Origin of the sequence: Pseudovibrio sp. Ad37, assembly GCF_001623075.1 — a bacterium.
Taxonomy (GTDB): domain Bacteria; phylum Pseudomonadota; class Alphaproteobacteria; order Rhizobiales; family Stappiaceae; genus Pseudovibrio.
On record NZ_LMCF01000079.1, the window covers coordinates 50,640 to 74,377 of the forward strand.

The 23,738-nt window shown below is 49.0% G+C and carries 20 protein-coding genes and 1 pseudogene; 11 read left to right on the forward strand and 10 right to left on the reverse strand.

The window, feature by feature from the left end; genetic code table 11:
• Positions 1 to 127 precede the first annotated feature (127 nt).
• The 3 genes from PsAD37_RS13200 to PsAD37_RS13210 are packed head-to-tail and all read left to right on the forward strand — an operon-like array spanning position 128 to position 3,237.
• Positions 128 to 796: a helix-turn-helix domain-containing protein gene (locus PsAD37_RS13200; protein ID WP_063296535.1), complete on the forward strand. Its 669-nt coding sequence runs from the start codon at positions 128 to 130 to the stop codon at positions 794 to 796.
• A 54-nt stretch (positions 797 to 850) separates the two neighbouring features.
• A complete protein-coding gene (locus tag PsAD37_RS13205) occupies positions 851 to 1,975 on the forward strand; it encodes a cupin domain-containing protein (RefSeq protein WP_063296536.1) in 1,125 nt (374 codons plus the stop codon).
• Between the two features lie 47 nt (positions 1,976 to 2,022).
• The gene (locus PsAD37_RS13210) at positions 2,023 to 3,237 is read left to right on the forward strand and encodes an aminotransferase class V-fold PLP-dependent enzyme (protein ID WP_063296537.1); all 1,215 of its coding nucleotides are present in this window, start codon (positions 2,023 to 2,025) and stop codon (positions 3,235 to 3,237) included.
• Between the two features lie 238 nt (positions 3,238 to 3,475).
• Here the strand turns inward: PsAD37_RS13210 and PsAD37_RS13215 are convergent, their stop codons facing one another.
• The 5 genes and pseudogenes from PsAD37_RS13215 to PsAD37_RS13235 all read right to left on the reverse strand — a co-directional run bounded on the left by PsAD37_RS13215 (position 3,476) and on the right by PsAD37_RS13235 (position 10,746).
• Complete coding sequence (locus PsAD37_RS13215; protein WP_063296538.1) at positions 3,476 to 5,260, reverse strand: IucA/IucC family siderophore biosynthesis protein; 1,785 nt, start codon at positions 5,258 to 5,260, stop codon at positions 3,476 to 3,478.
• Complete coding sequence (locus tag PsAD37_RS13220) at positions 5,257 to 6,315, reverse strand: GNAT family N-acetyltransferase (RefSeq protein ID WP_084407768.1); 1,059 nt, start codon at positions 6,313 to 6,315, stop codon at positions 5,257 to 5,259. Before PsAD37_RS13220 ends, PsAD37_RS13215 begins: the two co-directional genes overlap by 4 nt.
• Positions 6,302 to 8,137, reverse strand: coding sequence for an IucA/IucC family siderophore biosynthesis protein (locus tag PsAD37_RS13225; protein WP_084407770.1), 1,836 nt, complete (start codon positions 8,135 to 8,137; stop codon positions 6,302 to 6,304). Before PsAD37_RS13225 ends, PsAD37_RS13220 begins: the two co-directional genes overlap by 14 nt.
• Positions 8,138 to 8,180: 43 nt before the next feature.
• A pseudogene (locus tag PsAD37_RS27545) lies at positions 8,181 to 9,521 on the reverse strand (lysine N(6)-hydroxylase/L-ornithine N(5)-oxygenase family protein).
• A gap of 22 nt (positions 9,522 to 9,543) precedes the next feature.
• Entirely contained in the window at positions 9,544 to 10,746 is a 1,203-nt protein-coding gene (locus PsAD37_RS13235) for an MFS transporter (protein ID WP_153039742.1), read from the reverse strand.
• A 1,069-nt stretch (positions 10,747 to 11,815) separates the two neighbouring features.
• Here PsAD37_RS13235 and PsAD37_RS13240 point away from each other — a divergent pair.
• The gene (locus tag PsAD37_RS13240; RefSeq protein ID WP_063296542.1) at positions 11,816 to 12,268 is read left to right on the forward strand and encodes a hypothetical protein; all 453 of its coding nucleotides are present in this window, start codon (positions 11,816 to 11,818) and stop codon (positions 12,266 to 12,268) included.
• Between the two features lie 79 nt (positions 12,269 to 12,347).
• Here PsAD37_RS13240 and PsAD37_RS13245 read toward each other — a convergent pair whose 3' ends face one another.
• The 4 genes from PsAD37_RS13245 to PsAD37_RS13260 all read right to left on the reverse strand — a co-directional run bounded on the left by PsAD37_RS13245 (position 12,348) and on the right by PsAD37_RS13260 (position 16,351).
• A complete protein-coding gene (locus PsAD37_RS13245; protein WP_063296617.1) occupies positions 12,348 to 14,234 on the reverse strand; it encodes an ABC-F family ATP-binding cassette domain-containing protein in 1,887 nt (628 codons plus the stop codon).
• A gap of 97 nt (positions 14,235 to 14,331) precedes the next feature.
• The gene (locus tag PsAD37_RS13250; protein WP_063296543.1) at positions 14,332 to 15,162 is read right to left on the reverse strand and encodes a hypothetical protein; all 831 of its coding nucleotides are present in this window, start codon (positions 15,160 to 15,162) and stop codon (positions 14,332 to 14,334) included.
• Positions 15,163 to 15,273: 111 nt separating this feature from the next.
• Positions 15,274 to 15,711, reverse strand: coding sequence for a DUF1801 domain-containing protein (locus tag PsAD37_RS13255; protein ID WP_063296544.1), 438 nt, complete (start codon positions 15,709 to 15,711; stop codon positions 15,274 to 15,276).
• A 106-nt stretch (positions 15,712 to 15,817) separates the two neighbouring features.
• Positions 15,818 to 16,351 carry a DinB family protein gene (locus PsAD37_RS13260; protein WP_063296545.1) on the reverse strand — a complete coding sequence of 178 codons (534 nt, stop codon included), beginning with the start codon at positions 16,349 to 16,351 and terminating at the stop codon, positions 15,818 to 15,820.
• A 493-nt stretch (positions 16,352 to 16,844) separates the two neighbouring features.
• On the opposite strand from PsAD37_RS13260, the gene ndk reads away from it, so the two are divergent.
• Complete coding sequence (gene ndk / locus PsAD37_RS13265) at positions 16,845 to 17,267, forward strand: nucleoside-diphosphate kinase (protein WP_063296546.1); 423 nt, start codon at positions 16,845 to 16,847, stop codon at positions 17,265 to 17,267.
• 257 nt (positions 17,268 to 17,524) lie between these two features.
• Positions 17,525 to 17,959, forward strand: coding sequence for a heme-binding protein (locus PsAD37_RS13270; RefSeq protein WP_208991861.1), 435 nt, complete (start codon positions 17,525 to 17,527; stop codon positions 17,957 to 17,959).
• A gap of 104 nt (positions 17,960 to 18,063) precedes the next feature.
• Here the strand turns inward: PsAD37_RS13270 and PsAD37_RS13275 are convergent, their stop codons facing one another.
• The gene (locus PsAD37_RS13275; protein ID WP_063296548.1) at positions 18,064 to 18,501 is read right to left on the reverse strand and encodes a hypothetical protein; all 438 of its coding nucleotides are present in this window, start codon (positions 18,499 to 18,501) and stop codon (positions 18,064 to 18,066) included.
• Positions 18,502 to 18,663: 162 nt separating this feature from the next.
• On the opposite strand from PsAD37_RS13275, the gene PsAD37_RS13280 reads away from it, so the two are divergent.
• The 5 genes from PsAD37_RS13280 (at position 18,664) to PsAD37_RS13295 (ending at position 23,570) form a co-directional block, all read left to right on the forward strand.
• Entirely contained in the window at positions 18,664 to 20,649 is a 1,986-nt protein-coding gene (locus PsAD37_RS13280) for an inositol phosphate phosphatase SopB (protein ID WP_063296549.1), read from the forward strand.
• Between the two features lie 365 nt (positions 20,650 to 21,014).
• A complete protein-coding gene (locus PsAD37_RS13285; RefSeq protein WP_063296550.1) occupies positions 21,015 to 21,626 on the forward strand; it encodes a TetR/AcrR family transcriptional regulator in 612 nt (203 codons plus the stop codon).
• A gap of 236 nt (positions 21,627 to 21,862) precedes the next feature.
• Positions 21,863 to 22,243 carry a TetR/AcrR family transcriptional regulator gene (locus PsAD37_RS28745; RefSeq protein ID WP_208991862.1) on the forward strand — a complete coding sequence of 127 codons (381 nt, stop codon included), beginning with the start codon at positions 21,863 to 21,865 and terminating at the stop codon, positions 22,241 to 22,243.
• Positions 22,244 to 22,260: 17 nt separating this feature from the next.
• On the forward strand, positions 22,261 to 22,470 hold the full coding sequence (locus tag PsAD37_RS28750; RefSeq protein WP_208991863.1) for a hypothetical protein: 210 nt from the start codon (positions 22,261 to 22,263) through the stop codon (positions 22,468 to 22,470).
• Between the two features lie 485 nt (positions 22,471 to 22,955).
• On the forward strand, positions 22,956 to 23,570 hold the full coding sequence (locus PsAD37_RS13295) for a TetR/AcrR family transcriptional regulator (RefSeq protein ID WP_063296551.1): 615 nt from the start codon (positions 22,956 to 22,958) through the stop codon (positions 23,568 to 23,570).
• Positions 23,571 to 23,738 lie beyond the last annotated feature (168 nt).

Genomic DNA, 23,738 nt, shown 5'->3' on the forward strand with positions numbered 1-23,738 from the left:
CACTTGTTCTGACCTCTGAGCCAAATACTATTTCATATTTCAATTATGAAATTCTCTTGCACTAATGAAATTAGTCATTCTATTGTGTGGCACAACACTTATATGCACGAACAAACAAGTAATCAAAATGAGCGAGGCGTTATCTATTTTGCGACGTGAAACAAGTAATACGGCAGCGATCTCTCGGAAGCCTACGAACGCAAAGAGGCAAGAGAAACTGCACATTGGCGAGCGTGTGAAAACCTTCCGCAAAGCATTGCAGTTATCACTCAGTGAGCTCTCAATACAGACTGGGATTTCAGAGGCGACATTGTCCCGAGTGGAGAATGATCAAACGCTGATGAGTGCTGCTAATCTTTATGTTTTGTCGCAAGCTCTCAATGTAGATATGTCTGCATTTTTTGAAAACCCGGCAAGTCCGGCTCGCAGTGGTATTCGCAGTATCACGCGCAAAGGGCAGGGCGTTTTTCTGGAGACAGAACGCTATAGTGCGCAGGTGTTGAGTAACGACATCACCAACAAAATGATGAACCCAGCCATTGATATTGTAGCAGGGCGAACTCTGGAAGAGGTTGGCGGATTACATGCTCATCCGGGTGAAGAGTTTTTGATTGTGCTGGAGGGAAACTTGCATTTGCATTCAGAACACTATGGCCCTCTGCTCCTGGAGGCTGAAGACTCCATCTATTTCGATAGCTCAATGAAGCATGCTTACGTTTGTGCAGGCGATACTCCGGCGCGTATTTTGGTAATCGCGACGATTGATGCCACACACCTCAAAAGTGAGGGTGAATAAGCACCACGCGTTCAATTTTATTTATCACATTTGAAATTCTGGGAGGGACGTCAAGTGGCACAATTAGAAACCAAGGCAGATCATATTGCATCTGCTGAAATACGGTTGCCAACCAACGATCTAAAGGAGGACTTGCCGTTTTTCAGCAAGATCCTCGGTATGAAGCTGGATATGATTTTCCCAGCTGATAATCCTGCTATTGCGGTGATGTCCGGTCACGGTCTTCGGGTACGCCTGGAAAAAGGTGCATCAGAACAACCAGGAACACTGCGTTTATTGTGCAAAGAGCCTGCTGATTTTGCTGAAGGGCAAACCGAACTAATCGCGCCAAATGGCACTAAGATTGAGATAGTTGACGCCTCACCACCACTGGAAATGCCCAAAACTCAACACTCTTTCATAGTCAGGCATATGATTGACAATGATCCTTGGGTGATTGGTCGCGCTGGTATGCAGTATCGTGATCTGATCCCGGATCGTCTGGGTGGCATTATTATTGCCTCTCACATCCGCATTCCAGATGCAGGTCCTGTTCCGGATATGGTGCATTATCACACCGTTGGGTTTCAATTGATATTTTGCTATCGCGGCTGGGTCCGGCTTGTTTATGAAGATCAAGGTGAGCCATTTATCCTCAAAGCTGGCGACTGTGTTATCCAACCTCCAGAGATCCGGCATCGCGTACTGGAGTCTTCTGGTGAGCTCGAAGTAATTGAAATTGGCGTTCCGGCAGAACATATCACCAGCATTGATCACGAGATGGACTTACCGAATGGAACCGTCAATCCAGAGCGTGAGTTTCAGGGGCAAAAATTTGTTCATCATCAATTAGATAGCGCCATATGGGAGCCCCATCGCCTTGATGGCTTTGAATGCAGAGATACAGGCATCGGCTTAGCAACAAAACAGGTTGCCAATGTGCAAGTTGCCCGTGCAACGACGGGGCCAACTGGGGCTGTTACCAGCCACACCTCGGATATCTTGTTCTCCTTTGTCATGGAAGGCAGCGTTACGCTGGTCAATGAAGAGGGCAAAGCCCATCAATTGAAAGCTGGAGATGCGTTTGTCATACCGCCAACGATGAAAACATCTCTGCTGAATGGTTCTGATGATCTCGAGATTTTGGAAGTCTCGTTGCCGGGAGGCTTTGAGACCAAGCTTCACGACGTTACCTCTTAAACGGCTTCGCTGCCTCCATACATCCTATTGTGAAGATTGGAAATTCAGTGAATTATCAAGATATTATAGCGCTTGACGATAATGATCCGCTTAAACACTGTAAGGATTTGTTTGAAGAACGGCCTGGCGTCATACATTTAGACGCGAACTCTCTTGGATCTATGCCAAAGTCAGTTCCGGCGCACCTTGCGCAGGTGTTTCAAAGTGAATGGGCTGATGAACGCAGTGCAAGTTGGGCAGCGGCCAACTGGATGGCCCGGCCTATGCAAATTGGTGCTGCGATAAGCCGTTTAATTGGTGCTGCCCCAGAAGATACGCTTGCCTATGACAATACCACGCTAAACCTGTTCAAGTTGCTGACGGATGCGCTGAAGCTTAATCCGGATCGCCAAGTGATTTTGAGCGAGAAGACCACATTCCCTACCAATCTTCACGTAGCGCAAGGCCTTGAAAACGCACACAGTGACCAGCTGAAAGTCGTCTATGCCAATCCTGAAGAAGACATTCTGAAAGCCATCACTGAGGATGTTGCGGTCGTTTATCTGTCTCAAGTGGATTACCGCTCTGGTCGCCGTTTCAATATAGAGCAAATCAACGCCAAAGCCCGTTCTGTGGGTGCATTAACACTTTGGGATCTTTCTCATTCTGCGGGTGCTATTCCGCTGGATGTTGAGGGTACACAAACAGATTTCGCGGTTGGATGTGGGTATAAGTATTTGTGTGGCGGTCCTGGTGGTCCTGCATGGTTATACATCAACAAAAAGCATCAGAATAAGATTTGGCCGGAGATCTCTGGTTGGATTGGTCATGCAAGTATATTTTCATTTTCTGAGCAGTTTGAACCAGCTGAAGGTGTTCTGCGCCACATGACCGGATCTCCGCAGGTGATTGCAAATGAGATTTTTTGGTGTGCAGCAGAGATCTGGAATTCGGTGGACCCACATCAGGTGTGGGCCAAGCATCGCTCTCTAAGCGAAACGTTTGTTACGCTTATCAAAGAACAATGCGGTGATCTTGGTGTCGAACTTGCGTCCCCAGAGAATTATGATGAACGCGGCGGACATGTATGCGTTTGCATTCCGGGAGATGGGAGCAAAATCGTTGAAGCGCTTAAGAAGAAAAACATAACCTCTTCTTTCCGTTCCCCGAATGCAGTGAGATTTGGCCTGTCACCACTCTATCATTCACACGCAGATATGTGGGAGGCAACACAACAACTTCGTGCTGTTTTGGAAGAGCAAGTGATGACTACGCAAGCCTGATTTGTGAGAGATGTTTTCTGCGAGACGACAATTTCGTTGATTGCAGCTCTCCTCTGATCGAGTTTGCTAATGTTTGATTGCTGAGAAGAACGGTGTTCAGGCGGTGAGAACAGGTTGTTATGATCAGCAAAGATCAACTCACCACAACAGTTATCTTGTTGGGTTCTAGCAGATTTTTTCATTGTCAGAGATTAGGCAGAGAGGCAGCTCTATCAGATCGCAGAGCTGCCTTTTCTTCTTAGCAGAGTAGGGAATTTCTCAAATCCATACCAAGCGCAGGCAACGGACGTTCAGCGCTGTCACCATATCCAATCTCAAAGCGTACTTTGTTGATACACACTCTGGGAATGGTCGGCGCAAACAGCTCAAATGTCTTAAAGCGTGCACTATATTCCGGGTTAGCGGCAATATAGCTCTTCAGCGTATCTGCAAGAATTTGGTAGAAACATGTCTCTGTCATCTGCCGAGCTTGTGCCAGCGAAGATGAAAGAAATCTAAGCACCGTGACGAAATGAGCAGTCTGAATATCATGTACAATGTAAGCTGGCGGCTTTGCTGGTAGTAATGCGCGCAGTTCGTCAGTTAGATCGCACTGTTCAGGGTAAATCTCATTTACGAGATCGACATCTCCTTGCAAATCCTTGATTGCCATACCGACAGGTACGTTGTCTTCTAGGACAACTGTTATATTCTGTCCGTGAGCAATAAAACCAAGCCCATATACGCAGAGCATGTGATAAAGTGGCACAACGGTAACTTCAAACAACTTTTGCAGCCAATCCGTTAAATCAAGATCTGCATTTTGCGCGAGATGAGCAGCCAGGGGAACGCCTGAACCATCTTTGTGCAACAAGGCAGCGTAAAGATAAGCTCTGCGATTTGGTCCCACTTTGTAGTCTGCAGGTTCCCGCCAGATTACACCCAGAGTTTCATTATGCTGATAGGGAATATCGCGAAGCTGCTGGTAAAACGGATGGCGATACCATACACCGCGCAGTTCTTTTAGAATGCTAACCTTATTCTTCAAGTGATCATCTGCTTGAACGATGCCATCTAACCACTCAGACAAGTCAGATCCATGAGCGATGTATTTTCCAGGAATTCCTCGCCAAGCGGAAGTGTTCAGGATCGTCAGAGCAACCTTTACATCCGGGCTTTCAGGACGACCCAGACTGGTGAGTGTCCGCAAAGATGGGCCAGAGACATAACGTCCGCCAAAACTACCGAGCATGATCAGATCTGCTGTTTGTAGATCATTGATGTACGTTTGTTGGAGCACGTGATCCCATTGCCAGGGGTGTACAGGAACGAGACAGTAGCTTTCTAAGGTACCTCCTTTGTTTTTCAGAGTGTCCATTAGATGCGTCATTTCAGTTGCGCCTAAGGCGTCTTTTAGAAAGCTTTTTTCTGTATGGATATCGCTATCACTGATCTCGCAATGCTCACGGCGAGCAGCAAGCCATAATAACTCGATCGGTTGTTGGCTCTCCGGCGCAAAGCGGGCGACATCCTCTGCTCCCCAGCCAAGGCGCCCTTTATTCGCTACGGCTTTTGGGTGGCCTTCCAGCAGCGCGTGTAACTCATATGGTTGCATCTGGAGGAGCGCTTCAGCATCATAACCTTCGCAGGATTGCGTCAGAAATAAATCCTGACGCAGAGTGTTGGACATTTCACGCAGAAAGGTGGCCAGTGTTTCCGGTCTCATTCCAAGTTCGGCCTGTGCATCCACTGAGAATTGAAGAGGAGACAATGGCAGTGCCAATGCGGGAGCCCGGGTGATACTGCCTGCATCCATCCAGAGATTCCCCCAGATCATGGTTTGCGCCTGAAACGTGTAGAGCACACCTGAGGCAAGGCGTAGCTCAAAAGTTTCGCCGCCAATACAAGTGGGGTCTAAAACTTCTTCATAAGTTAGTTCACTAAGCAACTTTGCGAGCGCTGTCTGGCAGGCTTTTGGCCACAAGGGCGAGGGTGTCGTAGTGTCCGTCACCATTGTGCTGCAATGCTGTTTGTCGAGGATCATAAACGAACCTCCTCAAAAAAACGCTCCCGCCGACAGCACATGAGTGCCGAGCGTTTATGCGGGAAATCGAATTCCGTGAGTTTTTCATAGGCAAGAGAATCTGCGTAGGAGAGCAGTTTGGCGTTATCCACCCGAGGCTCACCCATTATGTTATCAGTCAACGGGCTGTCCAAGAAAAGATAGTGTGTCAGCCCGCGCAACCAAGCGCCGGTTTTCACTTTGCCTAGGTGCCTGCGTTCGCCAATCAGGCCATGCCAGCCTCTGTCGTAACTTTGCGAGGCGTAATAAGGGCCAAGACGGTCCTCTCGCACCCAGTAAGTTTCGAAGTAGCCTGCTTCCTCACCATTAAAACAACCAATTAGTGGATAGGTGTGGGGTTTGGCCTGGAATGTTTCCAGGTATGCCTTCAGCTCATCTTTAGATTTTGCCAGCTCCCAGAAATATGCGACACGGCCATCGTTCATCCAGCGATGAAACCTGTCCAGATCACGGTCGATGTCAACGGCACGAAACGATACGACAACGTCAGCAACGGGGTCATAACGCTCGTAGCACAGCCCGGTTGGATGTGGTGGTCTTAATGGATGATCCCGACCATCTGGCCCTTCGACCAAACCGGTGCGAAGACGACCTGTGGATCTGTGAAGGAGCCAGAGCTGTGGGTTTTGATAGAAGCCGGAGCGATACACTTGATACTGCCCATTTGCTACCGCAAGAAATGGCAGGTCTCGCGGATCAATAGTATCTGCAGGAAGGCTGACTTTCAAAGTTTCTATCTCTGGATGCGCCGAAAAGCATGCCTCCAGACTCAGCAATACTGCCTCAAGTTTTTCTTCTTCAGAACCTTCCAAATAGAATGAAAAACTAAGGTTTGCCTCTGTCGCATTCTCCAGATGAGCACAAGCAAAAGCTTTGGTGTCTCGCAACACGGTTAGCTGTCCATTACTCCAATCTCCGGATGTAACAACGCGAGCAAATCTGCAATCAGAGGAGCCATCATGCGTTTCATGGGCAATCGAAAGTGATGAGCCAATAGGCATCCTATGCAATGTCATCGTTATTTCTCTTGTTACTAAATGGGTTGGCTATTTTGAAGAATGTTGCGAGCTGGCCAGCTCCGTCGCCTGATGCTTCGTTTACGTTGCTAAGGCTAGTGCGATAGTTACCCTTACTGACCAATGTTGGAGAGGTCAGCAGATAGTCATAAAAGGCTGGATCGCCGGTCGTACTTTGAGCTGTAGCTTTAAATCTTCTGCGGAGCGTGTCATAGGCGCGCGCCTCGTCCATCAAGCCATCAATCACCAGAGTGCTCACGGTATGGAGTAGGTTATTGACAATCACGTAATAGCAAAGAAGCTCATCACCAATTTCCGGGGGGACCACATTTTCGGCATTTTTGCCAATGTCAGGTACGTATGCAGATAGGACATCATGATGGGTCGTTAAGTGACCTGTCCCCTGACAATCCCTGACATAAAGATGAGCGGGCATGCCATCTTTCAGTGCAATCATCATATTTTGCTGATGAGAGCCGAACAGCAGACCATGTCTGGCGCGAATATCAAGCAGAGGCAGGATAGCCACTTGCATGAATGCATCCAGCCAGCGTTCTGCCAATCCCTGAGGGAAGAGCCCTTTTTGTGCCGCCTGCCTATAAATTAAGTCACCAAGTGGGGATGGAGCACCAAGTTGGGGTTCACATAAACTGGCGAGCATGGCGGGGCCGGTTTGTGTCGGTTCATGGAACGGATTGTCCCGCAAGACTACAAAACTATCCTCCAGTGCGCAGCCGTCTTCATCTTGAAGAGCAACATATCCGGGCTCAGTAAGGATGGTCAGATTTGGGAAATCATTTGCCAGCTTGTCCCCCAAGGCACCTGAGAGCAGTTCTGCCATCTGCACACCGCGTTCAACTTCCTTGCGAGCCAGTACTCTTTTTGAATTTGTCAGCCGCATGGAAAGTGAAAACTTAAGCATGTATGGCGCTTCAAAGGCGTGTACTCCGCGCATTGATGCGGTTGCCGCAAAAGGCTTGCCAACTGACCCATAAGGTTTAAGAAACCCCTCTTGTATCCATCGGATAACTTCAGGACGAGCCAATAAACGTTCTGCCTGCCATGGGTGCCAGGCAATGGGCACGTAACCCTTGTCAACTTTAGTCCGCAGTGTTTCCGGCAAAGTTTTATCGCTCTTGGCAAGCTCCAAGCACATGTCAAAAGCAGTTCTTTGCACACCAGAACCTGAAACTAGGATCGAACGATCTGCCAAAACCCAGAATAAAGGAAATTGCCCCTTTAATTCAGGCGATAACAACAAGGCATCGTCTTTGGTCAGCTCGTCTCTGCTACGCGGGTTTGGATGGGTCGGGTGGCCGGAAATAAGCGCCTGCTCAGCTTCCTGAAACCTCCAGTTCTCTGCAGGATGAGAAGTATTGTTAGCGTCCAGCTCATAAGCTCGCATCTGAGCCTGATGGCTATCTAACACCCTCGATAAAAGCGTAAACTGTTTTTCGCTGTGCTCACCGCTGATTGTACTATCTGTAATAAGTGTAGTCAGCGTACTCATGAGGCTGACAGGCTTGCAATGCCCTTCGCTGTTCCAGAGGTAAAAAGGCAGCTGTATTTCATATCGAGCGGCTGTATGGTGAGGGACTTGCAGCAACAAGCGATCATTGTTTTGCAGAGGAAGACAAACTGTGTCCTCACCAAAACATAAAAGCTCTTTTTGCTCATGTGATAGAAATGACCAGCCTGACCATTCGCGCAAGAGCGAATTTAAGAACGCACTTGCAGTGGCATGCTCAGCCCTTTGTAAAGGTGTCGGAGGCGCAGACAAAGGACGATTGTTTGCCTGAGTGTAAACTAAGGTTTTGTTCATGGCGAACCTGAAGAATAGAGCAATTAATGATTTAATCAGCGGTTCAGGCTGGTATGACCTGATTTAAGATTTCCGCTCGTGGCACACTTGGCCAATCGATTAATTCACTGTCTTCTTCCAGATCGAAGAGAGGCTCTCCGACAACAGCATTTAATATGGTCGCACTCCTCCACGTCATGAGGCTCATTTGCGGATCCACAATGCCGTGAGAGGAAAGGCCGAGATTTAACCCAAAAATCTGAAGGTTTCTTGGTCCATCCCATTGCAGGCGGTAGGACGCATCCAATTCCGGCAGGCCATTTTCATCTAACGAAAGGCGCGGTAAGAGCGGCGTCATAAACTCCGGAAGCGCTGGCCTTGCCCCTGTCGCTAGTATGACCAGATCCGCTTGCTGCGTTTCCGTCTGACCGCTGATCGTAGAGCTTGAGGTCAACCGATAGCCGGTTCCCTGCTGTTCCATAGCTTTTACGTCCCGTCCCGGCAGTAAGGTGATGGTACAGGGATCCGCGCAAAGATGCTTACGACGATAGATTTCTGCGTACAGCTCGTCGACTGTGCTTGGGGTTAGGCCATCACTTGCGAGCTTCTGGTTTACCACTTCTTGTTGCTGGCTTTGCTTGGGAAGAGTCTGGTAGCTCTGAACATAAGCAGGTGTGAAAACCTGATCAACAAACCCACCTTCTTCTAGGGGGGAGAACCGGGGTAAATTGCTGATCCACTGGACCTCCAATGGAGCTGCTTGTTTGCTTGTTAAAAGGTCCAGAACAATTTTGGCACCGGTTTGTCCTCCGCCAATGACTGCAATACGGTTGTTTTTTATCTGCCGTGCTTTGTTGAGGTAACTACTTGCGTGGAAACAATTTTCACCTAAGTAAGGGGTCGCCCACTGCGGTATAAAAGGCTTCATGCCTGTGCCGATAACAAGATTGGGAGTGTGCTAAACTCGTCCGTCTTCAAACGCCACAGATAGACGGTTGTCTTTTACCGAGACTTCCTGGGCAGTGTGGTTCCAATGAAGATGGTTCATCTTGCCAGCAGCCCATGCAAAATATTCATTAAACTCCACACGGGTTACTCCGGTGAAACGGCCAGCTAAAAAGTCATAGAACCTCTTCTTCTCAACCAGAAATGCCATAAACGAGTATGCACTGGTCGGTTGTACTGCTGTGACAAGGTCTTTCAAGAACGACGTTTGCAAAACAGATCGCGAAAACATCAATCCCTGATGCCAGCTGAATTCTGACTTGCTGTCAAAAAATGCAGCGCGAATGCGTGATGAGCTCTGTGCCAGTGCAGCAACGCTCAAATTGAACGGCCCTATGCCTAGTCCGATCAGGTCATAAACTGATTGCGTATTCTTCGGCATCTTGACGATCTGGGACATCTCAAGGCTCCTTTGTGTTCTGTTAAATATCAGAGGGACGCAAAGGTCGCGCAACTGGCTTGTGGCTGATCACGAACCCGGAGCCACCTACGCAAAAAACAAGTGCGATTAAGGTGGCAAATGAAAAAGTTAAGGTCAGACTCGCCTCTCCACCAAAGCCTCCAAGAAGGGAGCCTGTGGCTAATCCAGCAAACTGAGAACAGGAAAGAGTGGTCGAACCTTTTGCTTTGAGTGAAGCTGGCAATTGTTTCAGCAAATATACTGAATTAGTCGCCGAGAGCAGCGCTGCTGAGGCGCCAATGATAGCTGCACTCATCGCGATAAAAGGCAGCGTATGGGCTATGCAAAGCAGACTGAGGCCTGCCGTAAAGCTAATTGCGCTGGTGATTTGCACAATGCTTGTATGTTTGCGAAAGATTGGTAAGAGCCCCAATTGAGCAACCAATCCGCTTAGAACAGCAGCGGTAAGACAATAACTTGCAAAAGTGGTCGCCTCAGTTGAGTCCAGCTGCATGCTATCTTTTATGAGCGGGCCCAGCAGCACATATGTAGCACCAAGGCACAATTGTAGAGAAAATCCAATCAAGAGTGCAGTTTTGGGAAGTGTGATCTGGTCTTTTTGCTCGGTGCTTTTTTTGCATTTTATGGATGCCGGTGATGACTGCTTAAATGCGAAAAATAAGCAAGCCGCATAGACTGGAATTGGAGCAATAAGTGGAAGGGCTCCTCCAAAAAGCAAGAGCGGAGCTACAGCTGCATTTCCCGCAAGTCGTCCAAGACCTGTCATAGAACTCAAACGACCTATCGGAGCTAGAAGCTTGGAAGAATTTTGCGAATTTCTTGCGAGTATCGCTTGAGTAAGCGGAAGGAGAGCTGGAACTGAAATGCTATAAGCAATTCGTGCCGTAATGAGGACAGTTAATCCGAGAAGAGGTGAGATTATAGCATAGCTGACTAGCATAAAGCTGACCGCAATTGCAGACACGCTTAAGACCGCGAAACTCAGTATGATCTTCAAGGCACCGAGAGCTCCGATATATGCTTCTATTCGTCCCCAAGCAGGCAAACTGATTGCGGTTGTCATCAAACCTGTTCCTACAACAACCCCAATCATACTGAGTGTCAGGTCAAAGACATCTTGCAGTAACGGCACCATGACCACCAGACACGCTTGATGGAATGTACTCGCCGCAATGGCAGGCATAGTTATCGAAGGTTTAAACAATGGAGACCACTATTCTCAATACAATCAGGAGGTGCGTATTAAATATGAGTCATACATTCAACTATAAGCCTGTGACCGCCCTGTCAAGCTGATCCGTCAAATATTGCAGGGCTTTAAAGAGAGTGTTTTTCTTGAAATACAGAAACTACCGCGGTTGCATAGTTGAGATGCAGTTAAAGGTATTTAGCCAGGAAGCGACTTTCTATAAGTAGAGAACTGTCAGTGAGGAGGGAGGAGATTTGAGAATTGAATTTCTGTTTTTACTTGGTAAATTAACTTGAGATCGTACAAGCGCTTGTAGTTCTGAGTAATAACGATCATGTCAAAGATGCGAACAATAACCGTCAACTAACTACAGCTAATGAACTCTCTCATTTTCATACTTTAGATTTTAGCGGGCGACAAAATCTATAAACAAGTCTACGAAGATGATCATTCTTGAGAGTATATAATGCCTGCGAGCCTCTCTGGATTGCATCTACGGACGTTGTAGGTGGCAATGAAACCAAAGCTAATTCGACGAGGCGGTTTCTAAGCTATTCAAAAAGGCTGGATACTTATCTGTGAAATGATTGGCACAGATGTGTAACAGCATCGGCTTGACACCGCTTGGTGCAAAAGCATTGCTTAGTGACAGAGTTCTAACGATCAAGCTGGTAAAGGCACACAATTAAAACGATTTCCAGTTCACCACCAGGAGCTAATATAGCAATAGTATTCCGGTTAAACCGGTGAACTTGGTTTTTTCGCCTGTCTGATGTGACCTAATTTTTTAACATGAGATCACCACCACCACCATCGAATACCTCAAACTCCGGAAGCAAATCGACACCCGTCTGAAGCAGATCCTCCGCGATGACACGCTCGGAGTGTTGGACGTCCTGCCCGAAATTGTGGAGCTGACAGGTTCTAAGAATGACCGAATGAAAGCCCTGTCAAAACTGGTTTCTGAGGCATAACATGACGTGAACTGTTCACTTGAATCAGTTTGTGAAGCCGGTGAATCTGTGTATTAGATATTTCAATTAAATTATTGTTTTAATTACTTTATTTGTTTTGAGGAGGTTTAATGAAGCAGCCGCTGGTGAAGCTCGGGCTGTTGGTGTGTTTGCCAATTCTCTTGCACACTTTCGTCCCTATGCAGGCCTGGTGGCCTGTGCTCAGATATTCAAGTTCCTACAAACAAGATGCTCAAGAGCGCACTGTTGAATTTGCAAAGCTCAGTCTCGAGGTTGCGGGCAAAGCGATCGTGGTGATGAACGAGCGCGACAAAAGTCATATCTTCAGCGAGCGCACATATTTAAAACTGCTTAAGTTGCAGGGCGACAGGCGCGAGCCATCTCTGGTCGCAATGCATTGCAAGGGAAGTGTCTGCACCAACCAGCCAAATGACGCTCTCTTCGCAACACTCATGTTAGCCTTTACTGCTTTGATTCTGGCCTTTGCCATGAAATTTGGGCTACGCCGGTCCTTCCCGTTGGGGGGAGCTAATGACATAGGTATGTCTGACAGGGATGCATAAGGCGCTCTGCACGTAGCAATAAAAAACCCGGCACTGCTTCCAGTCCCGGGTTCATAACAATCTCTCTAAAGCGATAAGCCTAGCCGCCTGTCAGCTCTTCCAGCTCAGCGGACATCTTCAGCCAGTTCTCTTCGGTCTCTTCCAGCACCTTCACATAGGCAGCACGGCGGATGGCGTGTTGTTTTGCCTTGTCCGGTGCCTCGGTGTAGATGCGAGGATCAGCCAGCAGGGCATCAAGCTTTTTGATGTACTTCTGGTATTTGGAGATCTCTTTTTCCGCAGCTTCAATGTTCTTCTTCAGCGGTGCGGTTTTGGCACGGCGCTCAGCAGCTTCCTTCCGGCGCGCCTGTGCATTGGCTTTCTCGCTGTCTTCATCAGCCACCACCTTGGACTTGGAACCACTGTCGCCCTTTAAGATCAGCTTGCGGTACTCCGACATGTCGCCGTCAAAGTTTCTCACTCCGCCATCGGCAACCAGCCACAGCCGGTCTGCACAGGCCTCTACCAGATGCCTGTCATGGCTGATGAGAATGACCGCACCGTCATAATCGTTGATCGCGTGCACAAGGGCTTCGCGGCTGTCGATATCAAGGTGGTTGGTCGGCTCATCGAGGATAACAAGGTTCGGTCCGTAGAACGTGGCAAGGCCCAGCAGCAACCGGGCTTTCTCACCACCGGAAAGATCCTTGGCAGGGGTCAGCATCCGGTCTGTCGGCAAACCAAACCGGTCCACACGCGCGCGGATTTTGGATTCCAACGCGCCCGGCATCAGCGGACGCACATGCTCAATCGGGTTGCTTTCGGGCATCAGGTCATCCAGCTGATGCTGCGCAAAAAACGCAGTGCTCAGCTTGGTGGCCTTAGTCATATCACCAGACATCAACCCAAGGCGCCCGGCAATCAGCTTGGCGAAGGTCGATTTACCGTTACCATTGGCTCCCAAAAGAGCAATGCGGTCATCATGGTCAATGTTCAGCGTCAGGTTCTTCAGGATCACCGTGTCATCATAGCCAACGGAAGCCTGTTCCAGCTTGATGATCGGCGGAGAAAGCTTGGCCTCAGGCTGCGGAATATGCAGCTCCAGTCCTGATCCTTCATCCAACACAGAAATCGGCTGCATCTTCTCAAGCATCTTGATACGAGACTGCGCCTGTTTCGCTTTGGTAGCCTTCGCGCGGAAACGGTCAACGAAGCTTTGAATGTGCTTGCGTGCCTTTTCCTGCTTATCAGCCGCCTTCTTCTGCAGCAAAATGGTTTCACGGCGCTGACGGTCAAAACTGTCATAACCACCGCGATAGAAGGTGAGCTTACCACCATCCATATGCACGATGCTGTCGACCGCATTGTTCAAAAGGTCGCGATCATGGCTGATCAGAACAACCTGATACGGATAACGCGCAATGAAGTTCTCCAGCCACATCGTACCTTCAAGGTCGAGGTAGTTGGTCGGCTCGTCAAGCAGCATCAGGTCTGGCTTGGAAAACAACAGGGCCGCAAGCGCAACACGCATACGCCAACCACCGGAGAAGTTGGCACACGGCTGCTGCTGCTCGTCGTAAGAAAAGCCCAGTCCGCTCAGGATCGCAGAGGCCCGCGCTTCAGCGCTGTGGCTCTCAATATCGACAAGTCGCGTATGGATCTCAGCAATACGGTGCGCATCTTCAGCTGTTTCGGCCTCAGCCAAAAGAGCGGTGCGTTCCGTATCAGCCGCCAGAACCACTTCCAAAAGCGTTTCCTGCGTGCCCGGCGCTTCCTGAGCCACCTGACCCACGCGCGCCTTTTGCGGCATGTGCACACTGCCGCTCTCAACGGACAGCTCACCGCACAGCAGTTTGAACAGCGTAGACTTGCCAACGCCGTTGCGCCCGACAAGACCGGTTTTCGCACCACTTGGAATAGTAACGGAGGCATTGTCGATCAAAAGACGCCCGGCAATGCGATATGTAAGATTAGAAACCTGAAGCATGCCACGCTGTTTGCCCGCAAACCTCTTGTTGTGCAAGGGGCAAGCAATCCGATTCTAATGTTTTTCTGATGATGGTGTGGCTTAAGAATGTGGGCTACTACTGATTACACGCAATTTTTTGATGATTATCTAAACAGTATTGAACTTGCTCGGGACTTACGATTGCATTGAATTCCCATGAACGAACGGTTCGCTCGAAGGACAGTTGAAAAATATCTGGTCTTTCTTCCGTGTCTCTTTGTCTCATTTGCCGGAGAAGACCCAAAATCTTAGATTTGAGTTTGGCTAATACGATCAACTCGTCTCGATAGCTATTCGCACAGAATACCAAGTCGTGCTTTTCATTAAAGGACGCGCTGGAATGTGCTTCTTGCAAGCCATGCATTATAGAGATGATAGCATTTGCAATGTGCTCATCACCATACTCCAAATAACCGCAAAGTGTATCCAGATAAAAATGTGGATCTTTAACATTTTTAAAGCCAAGATCATTTGTTTCTTCGATTGAAATATCAGGTTCACTTGTTTCTTCTCTGCGTTTTATTTCGATGAATAGTTTGTTATAGTTATATGCGAGAAGATCAATAAACTTGCCAATGTTGACTAGATCAAAAGGCAGGCGAGCACGATACATTTCCGCTCGTCTGTGACGTTCGTACTCGGCTTGCTCTTGGGCTTTAGCAGTTTGTTGTTTTATTGCTGACACAGAAAACGCAGTGATTACTGCAACGATAAGCGTTGCTAAAATGCCAAATGAACCTATCCAAAAGTTATTAGTCAAAGAAATGACTACATCAGCACCTCTTAGCACTCCGAATACCGACAGAGCTCCGTAAGCCGAAAACGTAATGAAGATGAGCGCAAATACCGCGAAAAAAAACAGCAAAAAAATTTGCCACCAGTCAAAAGCTGAAAAATTGATCTTCAATATACCTAACCCATTTGAATTAAATCAGATTCATGCCTTCCAATTTAATGTATTTTCTTTACTTCAATCAATGAAAGAAGTGTTTTCTTTTAGGTCCGGAGTGAGTAACTCCTACCTCTTCCCATACCTGAACGCCTCCGCCACAAAGTGCTCGACGGGATCACGTGGGTAAGTGCCACTTACAGGCACCCAGAGGCAGCGGTTGCCTTCAAAATTCAGCACATCGCCATAAAGGGCGCGCATGTCAGCAATGAGGGTGGTTTGGCAGTGCACGAACAGGCCGAGCTGATCGCCGAACTTTGGTTTCCAGTGAAGGCGCACCGTGGTGCCGCCATGCTTTGGCAAAGGGCGATAGGAAGGTTCACCCCACTTCAGCGTCTCTGTCAAAGAGGAGGGGCCATATAAGCGCTGGGCGCAGTCCAGGATAAGCGAGCGCAGGTCCAGCAGGCGGACGCGTTTGTCCTCAGGGTAAGCGGCAAACACCGCCGCAACGTCATCAGGCAAGGGCGCCTGAGCGGACTGTTTGCCGGGCTTTGTAACACGCTCCATAAATGCATCCCTGAAAAGATCATGATCAATACCAGATCATAATTGACCTCTTCAGGGAGAAACAAGAGCACACGCCCGATAATCGGGCGAAATCAGTTGCCTTTCGTCAGGCGGTAATCATGTCCTCTTCTTTTGCCATCCATTGCCCGGTCTCACGCTGGAAGTAGATCATGTCCAGCGCCGCAGGTGTCCGGCCCAGCTGGGTCAGCATGGCATGCACCTGTCCGCGGTGGTGGGTCTGATGGTTGAAGAAGTGGAACAGCGCAGCGCCAAGGGGCTGCTGCATCACCAGTGGCTTGCGCACAGTGCGATAGATCATGGTGCGCAGGAAGTCTTTCTCCTGCATCTGATCAATCACCGAGCAGATACGAACGTCCAGCAGACGGCGCTTTTCCTGCAAGGTTGCAAGGTCGCCGGTCAACTGTTCGTCAAGGCTGTCAATCGGGTCGCCTTGGCCAGTAAAGCGATAGAGCCAGATCTTATCTGCCACATACTGGTGATCCATGGTGCCATGAATGGAATTGAAATAAACGCCAAGATCACGGTGATACTCTTCCGCAGTGATCTGGTCGCATTCCTGAAGCAATAGATCGTTAGCCCACTTGTTATAGGAGGCATACATTACAAATGCTGCTTTCATAGGGGTGTCCTCTTGCTATGTCTGTTGCAAGAACAATGCACGCCTTTGAACCTCTATAAATTGACCCATCTCAAACAAAACCAGCCGTAGGGGGAGACGTGTAGTCGCAACCCGAAAGACGTAGTTGTCCATGCAGCGCCAGAACCTGTTGGAACCTCAACCCTTTTCGCCAAAAGCCTGCATTCGCGTCATTGCCTCCTTGGGAAAACCTCCCCTTAAAATCAAAGGGGTCCATACGGAAGAGGCGGGAGGGGTGCCACGGAGCAGGGCTGATAACAGCATTGCAACCGTCATCAATGAGTCATAATCGCCTGTTTTCTGCAGTTTTCACGCAGGACAACGTGGGAATACGGATATACCCTCTTGCTTTTTAAGGGAGAGTTTAAGTATATCTCGCGCGAACCTTTGTGGCGCTTTGTTAAGGCGCTGCAGGAAAAAGATTTTTAATGAGAGCTGCCCTTCGGAAGCTCGTGACAAACTGCAGGTAATAACGATGGCGATTGAACGCACGTTTTCCATGATCAAGCCGGACGCAACCAAACGCAACCTGACCGGTGCTATCACCGCTAAGCTCGAAGAAGCTGGCCTTAGCGTTGTTGCATCCAAGCGCGTTTGGATGTCCCTGCGTGAAGCTGAAGGTTTCTATGCAGTACACAAAGAGCGTCCTTTCTTTGGTGAACTGACAGAATTCATGTCTTCCGCTCCAACCATCGTTCAGGTTCTGGAAGGCGAAAACGCAATCGCGAAAAACCGTGAAGTCATGGGCGCTACCAACCCTGCAGATGCTGCTGAAGGCACCATCCGTAAGGAATTCGCTCTGTCCATCGGCGAAAACTCCGTACACGGTTCTGACGCTCCTGAAACAGCTGCTGAAGAAATCGCTTACTGGTTCTCCGGCACCGAAGTCGTAGGCTAATTTAGCTCAGTGATTTCAGCTGTCTGCTGAAAAAAAAAGCCCGCTTGATGCTTGATTGCGTCAGGCGGGTCTTTTCTTGTCAAAAATTCCATCATATCGGCAGGTAATTCATAAAAGTTACTGGATAAACTCAGATTTGCGCTGGGCACCCTTGCTTCGGACACAATTTTAAAATTGAGTCCGCGCGCACGTGGGGAAAAGGAACGCGAGATAAATTCATGAATATAAATGCAAAATCGCTTCTCTTAGGGGCATCTATGGCACTGGCGGCAAGCGCGGCAACCGCTCAGGACCATACTCGTCCTTATTTGAGCCTTGATGCAGCAGGCAAAGGCGTAAGCGTCTGTGTGGCTCTGGCGAAGGATAACGGTTGGAACATGTCCATCGTTATTCTGGATCGGGGAGAGGATGTTGTGGCGTCTGCACGCATGGATGAGGCTCTGCCTGCCAGCTACAAAGGCGCAACGCTCAAGGCAAACACATCTTTGTCCTGGGGCATGCCAACAGAGCAGGTGAACGAGGTTCTGGAGAAGGCACCGGTCTTCAAACAGTTCCCGGGCATTTTAGGCATTGCCGGCGGTCTGCCGATCATCGTAGGTGAAAGCGCTCTGGTGGGTGCAATCGGCGTTGCAGGCAGCTCCATGGAAAATGATGCAACCTGCGCAAAGGCAGCTGTAGAAGCCATGCGCTGATCGCAGCAAACCGAGTGAGTTTAACAAAGCCAGTTCCGTTTGTGCGGAGCTGGCTTTGTTTTTGCGCTATCTCTGTCTCAAAGGCACGAGGCCAGTCTCAGGAGTTACATCCACATTTGCGGGTGGTTCTGGCTCGACAATTCAGGGGCCGCACCGACTTTAACTTCTGCGTACCACTCAGAAACCTGAAGGAAGACCGGGAAAACCTGCCGCAGATGCGTCACGTCAAAGTCGCTGTCTGGAATGCGGATTTCGCCATAGGCTGAGGAATGGGCAACCTCAAGGCCAAAGGTCAGATTATAACCCGCCACATCCAACGTATTGCTGTTTTGCAGCAGTTCTGTGAGAACGCGTGTATCAGTTGGCAAGTCATTGAAGAGAATGCGGAGCACGCACGTTTCGGTAGTCTGATCAAAGCCGAATACCAGAGAAAAATTCTGATTAATTTCAAGCACGAGTTCGCCGTCGAGGTCATCCTCCAGCATCGGGCTTAAATCAATGCTTTCCAGGAATTCATTAGCGGCTGTTTGAAAGTTCGACACGGGTGCTCCTTTAAACGGGATGTTTGATTTGAACTCTGTCTAACAGAGACAATCAACCCATAGGCGTGCCAAAGGGCACATCACGCCCCTCAGCTTTCCATATGCTTTGTCTCAAGAACGCGCTCAACGCGCCGCTAAAAGACAAAACTAAGGGAACTAGGCATGGGAATCTCGACGGTCGCGGCATCGACAACTGTCCAACCTATTGAAACTACATCTGTAAATCAGGCAAATACCAATGCTGCTGAAAACACAGCCGTAAAATCGACTGAAGTGCGGAGCCATGATGGTGGCCTGTATAAAATTGTTGCATATGTCAGAGAAAAACTCTCAGGCGCTCCCCACCACAGCTTGGCAGCACGTGTAAACACCCCGGCAGAGGGCAGAGAGACCGAGAGCGTCCTCACCCGGATCAAGGCGTTCTTCACGGGCAGTTCTCGTGCATCCCAAGCGGAAACCGCTCCGGCTGCAACGGGTGCTACCAAGCAGTTGGTGAACGCAAAAACAGCTCAGTTTACCGAAAACAACAAGAGCCTTGCTACATCCGTTGAAAACATCAAGGAACGGGCCGAAACCCATGTAAGACCAGCCGCAAAGTATGCTGTTGCAGAATTGCTGAGTGCTGGGGTTCGCGGAAACAGTGATGTCTTCGAGATCAAAGCAGAAGTGGGCATCAAGGCGGCGTTCAATCGGTTGGATGCAAAGATTGCAGAACAACCCGATGATATCAAAGGGATTTCGAAAGCATCCAAGGCCTTGAACAAGGATATCCAGAAGGAAGTCATCTCAGCTTATAAGCTGGCTGCTTCTACCGAAGGGACGACGCTCTCCAAGAGTGAGGTCAAAGCGCTGAAAAGCGATATCCAGAAGCACATGTCCGCTCACATAACTCAGAGCCTGAACAAGACTGAGGCCAACTGGCAGATCACGACAGAGACCGTCACACTCAATCATGAAACCCAGGTAGAGCTGGGCGCTGCAGATATAGACAGCGTGGCAAACAGCAGCTTCATAGCCACCACCACACCTGCAGCAAAGCTGAATGCGTTGAAGGATGGGTATCAGACCAGTAATGTAAATGGCATCAGCTCCACCGCGACCTCTGAAACAGATCACGCCGTCAACCTCTGGGTCAGTGAGCTGAAAGGCGAGACCACGTCTTATGCTGCCGTCCGTCACGGAGTGAATTTCCCATTTGGCGTTAAGCATGATGCTGACTTGGCCAAAACTGGAGCGGACAACAGAACCCGAGAAGTGGTGACAGCAGCGGCGTCCACGAAGACCTCTGAGATCGTCAAATGGCGTACTGAACACCCGGGAGAACCATTCCCGCTGAAAATCGTCTCAACCTCTCTGTTGACCGCTGCGGCCAAAGCAAAAACCTATGAGACTGGCCAGCAAGAAGCATGGGGCCGCGCACAGGGCGAGCAGACCATTAAGGTTGACTTGCCTGGTGAGGGCGTGACGGAAGTCAATGTAAAGGTCGAAGTGCTGCCATTCAGCATGGGGGTCAACGGTTTTGCGAAACTGGGATTGTTCTCTGGGTCCATCGGCAAACATTTGGGGGATCGTCTTACCGGCTGGAAATGGGCTGATAACCACAATGAGCCATTGATCGGTCAACTGGACGAAATGGTGGAGCAAGCCAAAACCGATGCTGTAGAGGCCAACGATCCAGGTAAAGTTGCCCGTCTTGAGAGTTACAGTACCCAGCTGCATGAGGCGGTCAATGATGGCAAGCAGCGCCGTTCCGCAGGCAATGCCTATGGTGTTGCCGTTCTGGTCAACCTGATTGCGAATGAAACCGGAGCTGTCCCTGCGATCAACTGCATGTCCGGCAAGGATCGTACAGGTTATCTGGATGCAGCGGTCAAAGCACGCCTCATGGAAGTAGAAAGCCTGAATGCAGGTCGTGCAGAAAATGAGAAGTCTCTTGTGCCGCAGATCTATGGCCAGCGCACAGAAGCGCAAAATGCTCTGATGAGCCTGTCCTCCGAAGTGATGGGCGGTAAGACGGTACAAAAAGCATGTACCGGGGTCGCTGGCTATAAAGTTGGCGAAGGCGGAATGTTCAAAGTTCAGGCAAACCTGGACAACGTACTGGACTCCAAAAGCCTGCTGGGCTTGTCTGCTGCCGTAAAGGCGTAACCGCCACCACAAAGCAAAGCATCACTAAGAGAGCGGCCTGAGTGCCGCTCTTTTTTGTGGGGTAAGCAGGAGATTATCCGGCCTCATAGCAGGAGTTGGAAGCTATCTCGCTGGGCTTAACGTTCCCAGTGTTGTTGGGGAACATGCAGGCAGATCGCAAGGGGCTGCGACAATCTGTCATTATACCTTAGCCGGAGTGAAAGGCGCTAAAGCACTGAGAAATTGGCTACGGGTTTTTGCATAACATTTTGATATGCATCAGTAATGTGTGGGTGAAGGAGGTGATATAATGCCAGAAACCCAAGGAATACCCTTGGTAAAACTATGATTGATTAAAATTTAAATCAATATATATAGTGACCACTATGGAAATGGAAAAAGCCCCCCGCGGTCGACCCCGTCGGTTGGATAAAGATAAAATACTGGAGATCGCAAGTGTCCTGTTCTGGCAACAGGGCTATGAAGCGACTTCGATAAATGAGCTAGTCACTGCCATGGGTATTGCACCACCAAGTCTGTATGCAGCATTTTCCTCCAAGGAGGAACTGTACTTGGCTGCAATCGACAGGTATTCGGCAAGCTATGGCCGGCAAATGCTGTCTGGCCTTGCTCTGCATTCCTGTGTTTATGAAGCAATCCGGACCGTTCTTTATGAATGTGTGGAGGTTTTCGTCGGTGGAGACCATCCTTCTGGTTGTATGATCGCCACCGGATTGGTCGAAAGCTCTAATGCTCAAGGCGCATTGGCACGTAAATTGGCTGATTTACGCCAGCAAACCATCAAGATCATCGCAGATAAGTTTAAAGCCTGTGAAACCCAGTTTGTCGAAGGAACTGACCTTCCGGCCCTTGCCAGCTTCTTTGGCGCCACAATTCAAGGCATGGCTGTTCAGGCAAGAGACGTTAACTGCCCGACAGAACTGCATAAAATCGCAGAACACAGTTTGAGCGTACTGCAGGCATCTCGTCGTTTCTGATAAAGGAAATGGCGCAAAATTGCGTTATTAGGCGTAATTTGTTAATAAAATTACGCAATCACGCCTTTTTATTTTGCAATATTACGAAAACTAAAGAATGTCATTTACATAATATATCAGAGTATCGTGAATGATACTGTTAAGGATATTTCCCATGCACTCTTGAGTTTGTTGTTCCAAGCCTCCTGTCACCTATGCTTTTGGTATGGATTGCCCAACACCAAGGGAGGCTGACGATGGATAGTGATACCATTAACTTCACCGAGACGTTCCCACAGTCAATGCAGGAAGCACTCAAAGCATCCCTCAAAGTATTCTGGCGCCTCGGTGTGCATCGCACATCCATTGATGATGTGTGCCGCCAGTCAGGTGTTTCCTATCATTTCCTCAATGAGAACTTTGAGAGTAAAGAACATCTCTATCGCACTGCAGTGATGTGGTACCTGGATCAGTATGGAAGACAGCTCCTGTCAGAGTTTGCGCTTCACTCCAATCCCACGGAAGCCCTGCGCGGTGCGCTCTATGAATGCATCGGACTGTTCTGCAACAAGCAGTGTGAGCACGCCAAGCTGTTGTCCTACGCTCTGGCTGCCGTCAACAAAGTGACCGGATCCTGATCTCGGAGTTGCTGTCTTTGCGCCGCAAGGTCTACGCCACCATCTTGATGAAGCTGAACAGCAACAAGACCCACTTGAAGGACACAGCAGACATTCCCGTACTGGCGCGCTTCTACATCACAACGCTCAGAGGTCTCGCCAGTCAGGCAGCAGATGGCATCCCAAGTGATGAGCTCTACCGCGTGGCAGATTTGAGCTTGGAGCTACTGGAAGTCTACCGCAAATGAGTACGTCCAGCACAGTCCGACCGAAGAGCCTGACAGAAATGAACATCTGTCAGGCTCTTTTTTAGGTGAGGGTGCCTGTCAACTTTTGTCGCCCTTGAGTTGTATTTTTTTAGAAGGCTTTTTGTGTTGAGAGATAAGGGCAGGGAATAATGGCCCATCGTAGCGCACCGCTTTAATCTGGTCACGTAATCGCCCTGATTGCTTTTGTAACAAGCTGCGTTAACCAACACGACAAAATATCAAAGTCTCGCCACAATAGATGACAGCAGACGCAAGGTCATGCAGCCTTCGCAGAATGAGAGTTCCGTAAAATTCAGCCTAATATTCTTACATGGCCACAGATGGTTACATCATTTTTCACTAAAGCTGAGACAAACCGATCCTCTTTGTTAAGGATGAGTTCCGTTCGCGTGAGGGTAAGTTGTTGCATACGTAAAAGAGCTTAAGATTGAAGGCTCGCTCAATAGAGATACGGGAGATTTTCGATGCAAATCGAGACCGTTAAAACGAACCAGCCGACACCGATCAGTTTGACAAAAACTTTTGCAGCCTCCATCCACGAATTCTCAAATTTTGGGGTGGAAGCAACATCGCTTGAGCAAATCAGTACAGCGACGGGCGTCCCAACCGAGCGTTTATCCCAAACCTTTCATGACACCGCTAATCTGTTCTCCAATGTGGTCAAATGGTACTTGACCAGATACGAGCACCAGATCCTCTCCGGTTTCGCTATGCATTCCAACCCAGTCGAAGCCATCCGCATTGCCCTCTACGAATGCATTGAACTGTTTTGCGAGGATGACTGCCCTCATGGCAGTTTGCTCTCGGTTGAGCTTATGGAGATTTCTGATACCGGCGGCGTCATCGCCAAAGAAATGGCACACCTCAAAGAACAGGTCCACGGACGCATCTATCAAAAACTGGAGAACTGCAAACAGCGCTTCGCCTCGGGTTTTAGACCCAATGAGCTTGCGGAATTCTATACCGAAGTCATGGTTATTCTCATCAAGCAGGCCTGTGATGGGGTAGATCGCACCAACCTATATAATCTCGCTGATGCCAGCCTTGAAAGATTGGAGAACCAGCCTGTCATACATTAAGTCGTGTGAGCAAAAAGACCACTAAAGGCGGACTGGTGACCCTCAGTGTCAGTCCGCTTTTTTTGTGAAATAAACGCTCAAAACCGGCGCTAAACAGGGCTGCGAAAAGGCGAAATACTCAATTTGTCCGGATCTTGTCTATCAGGCCTTAATCGTAATTTTCCTAGC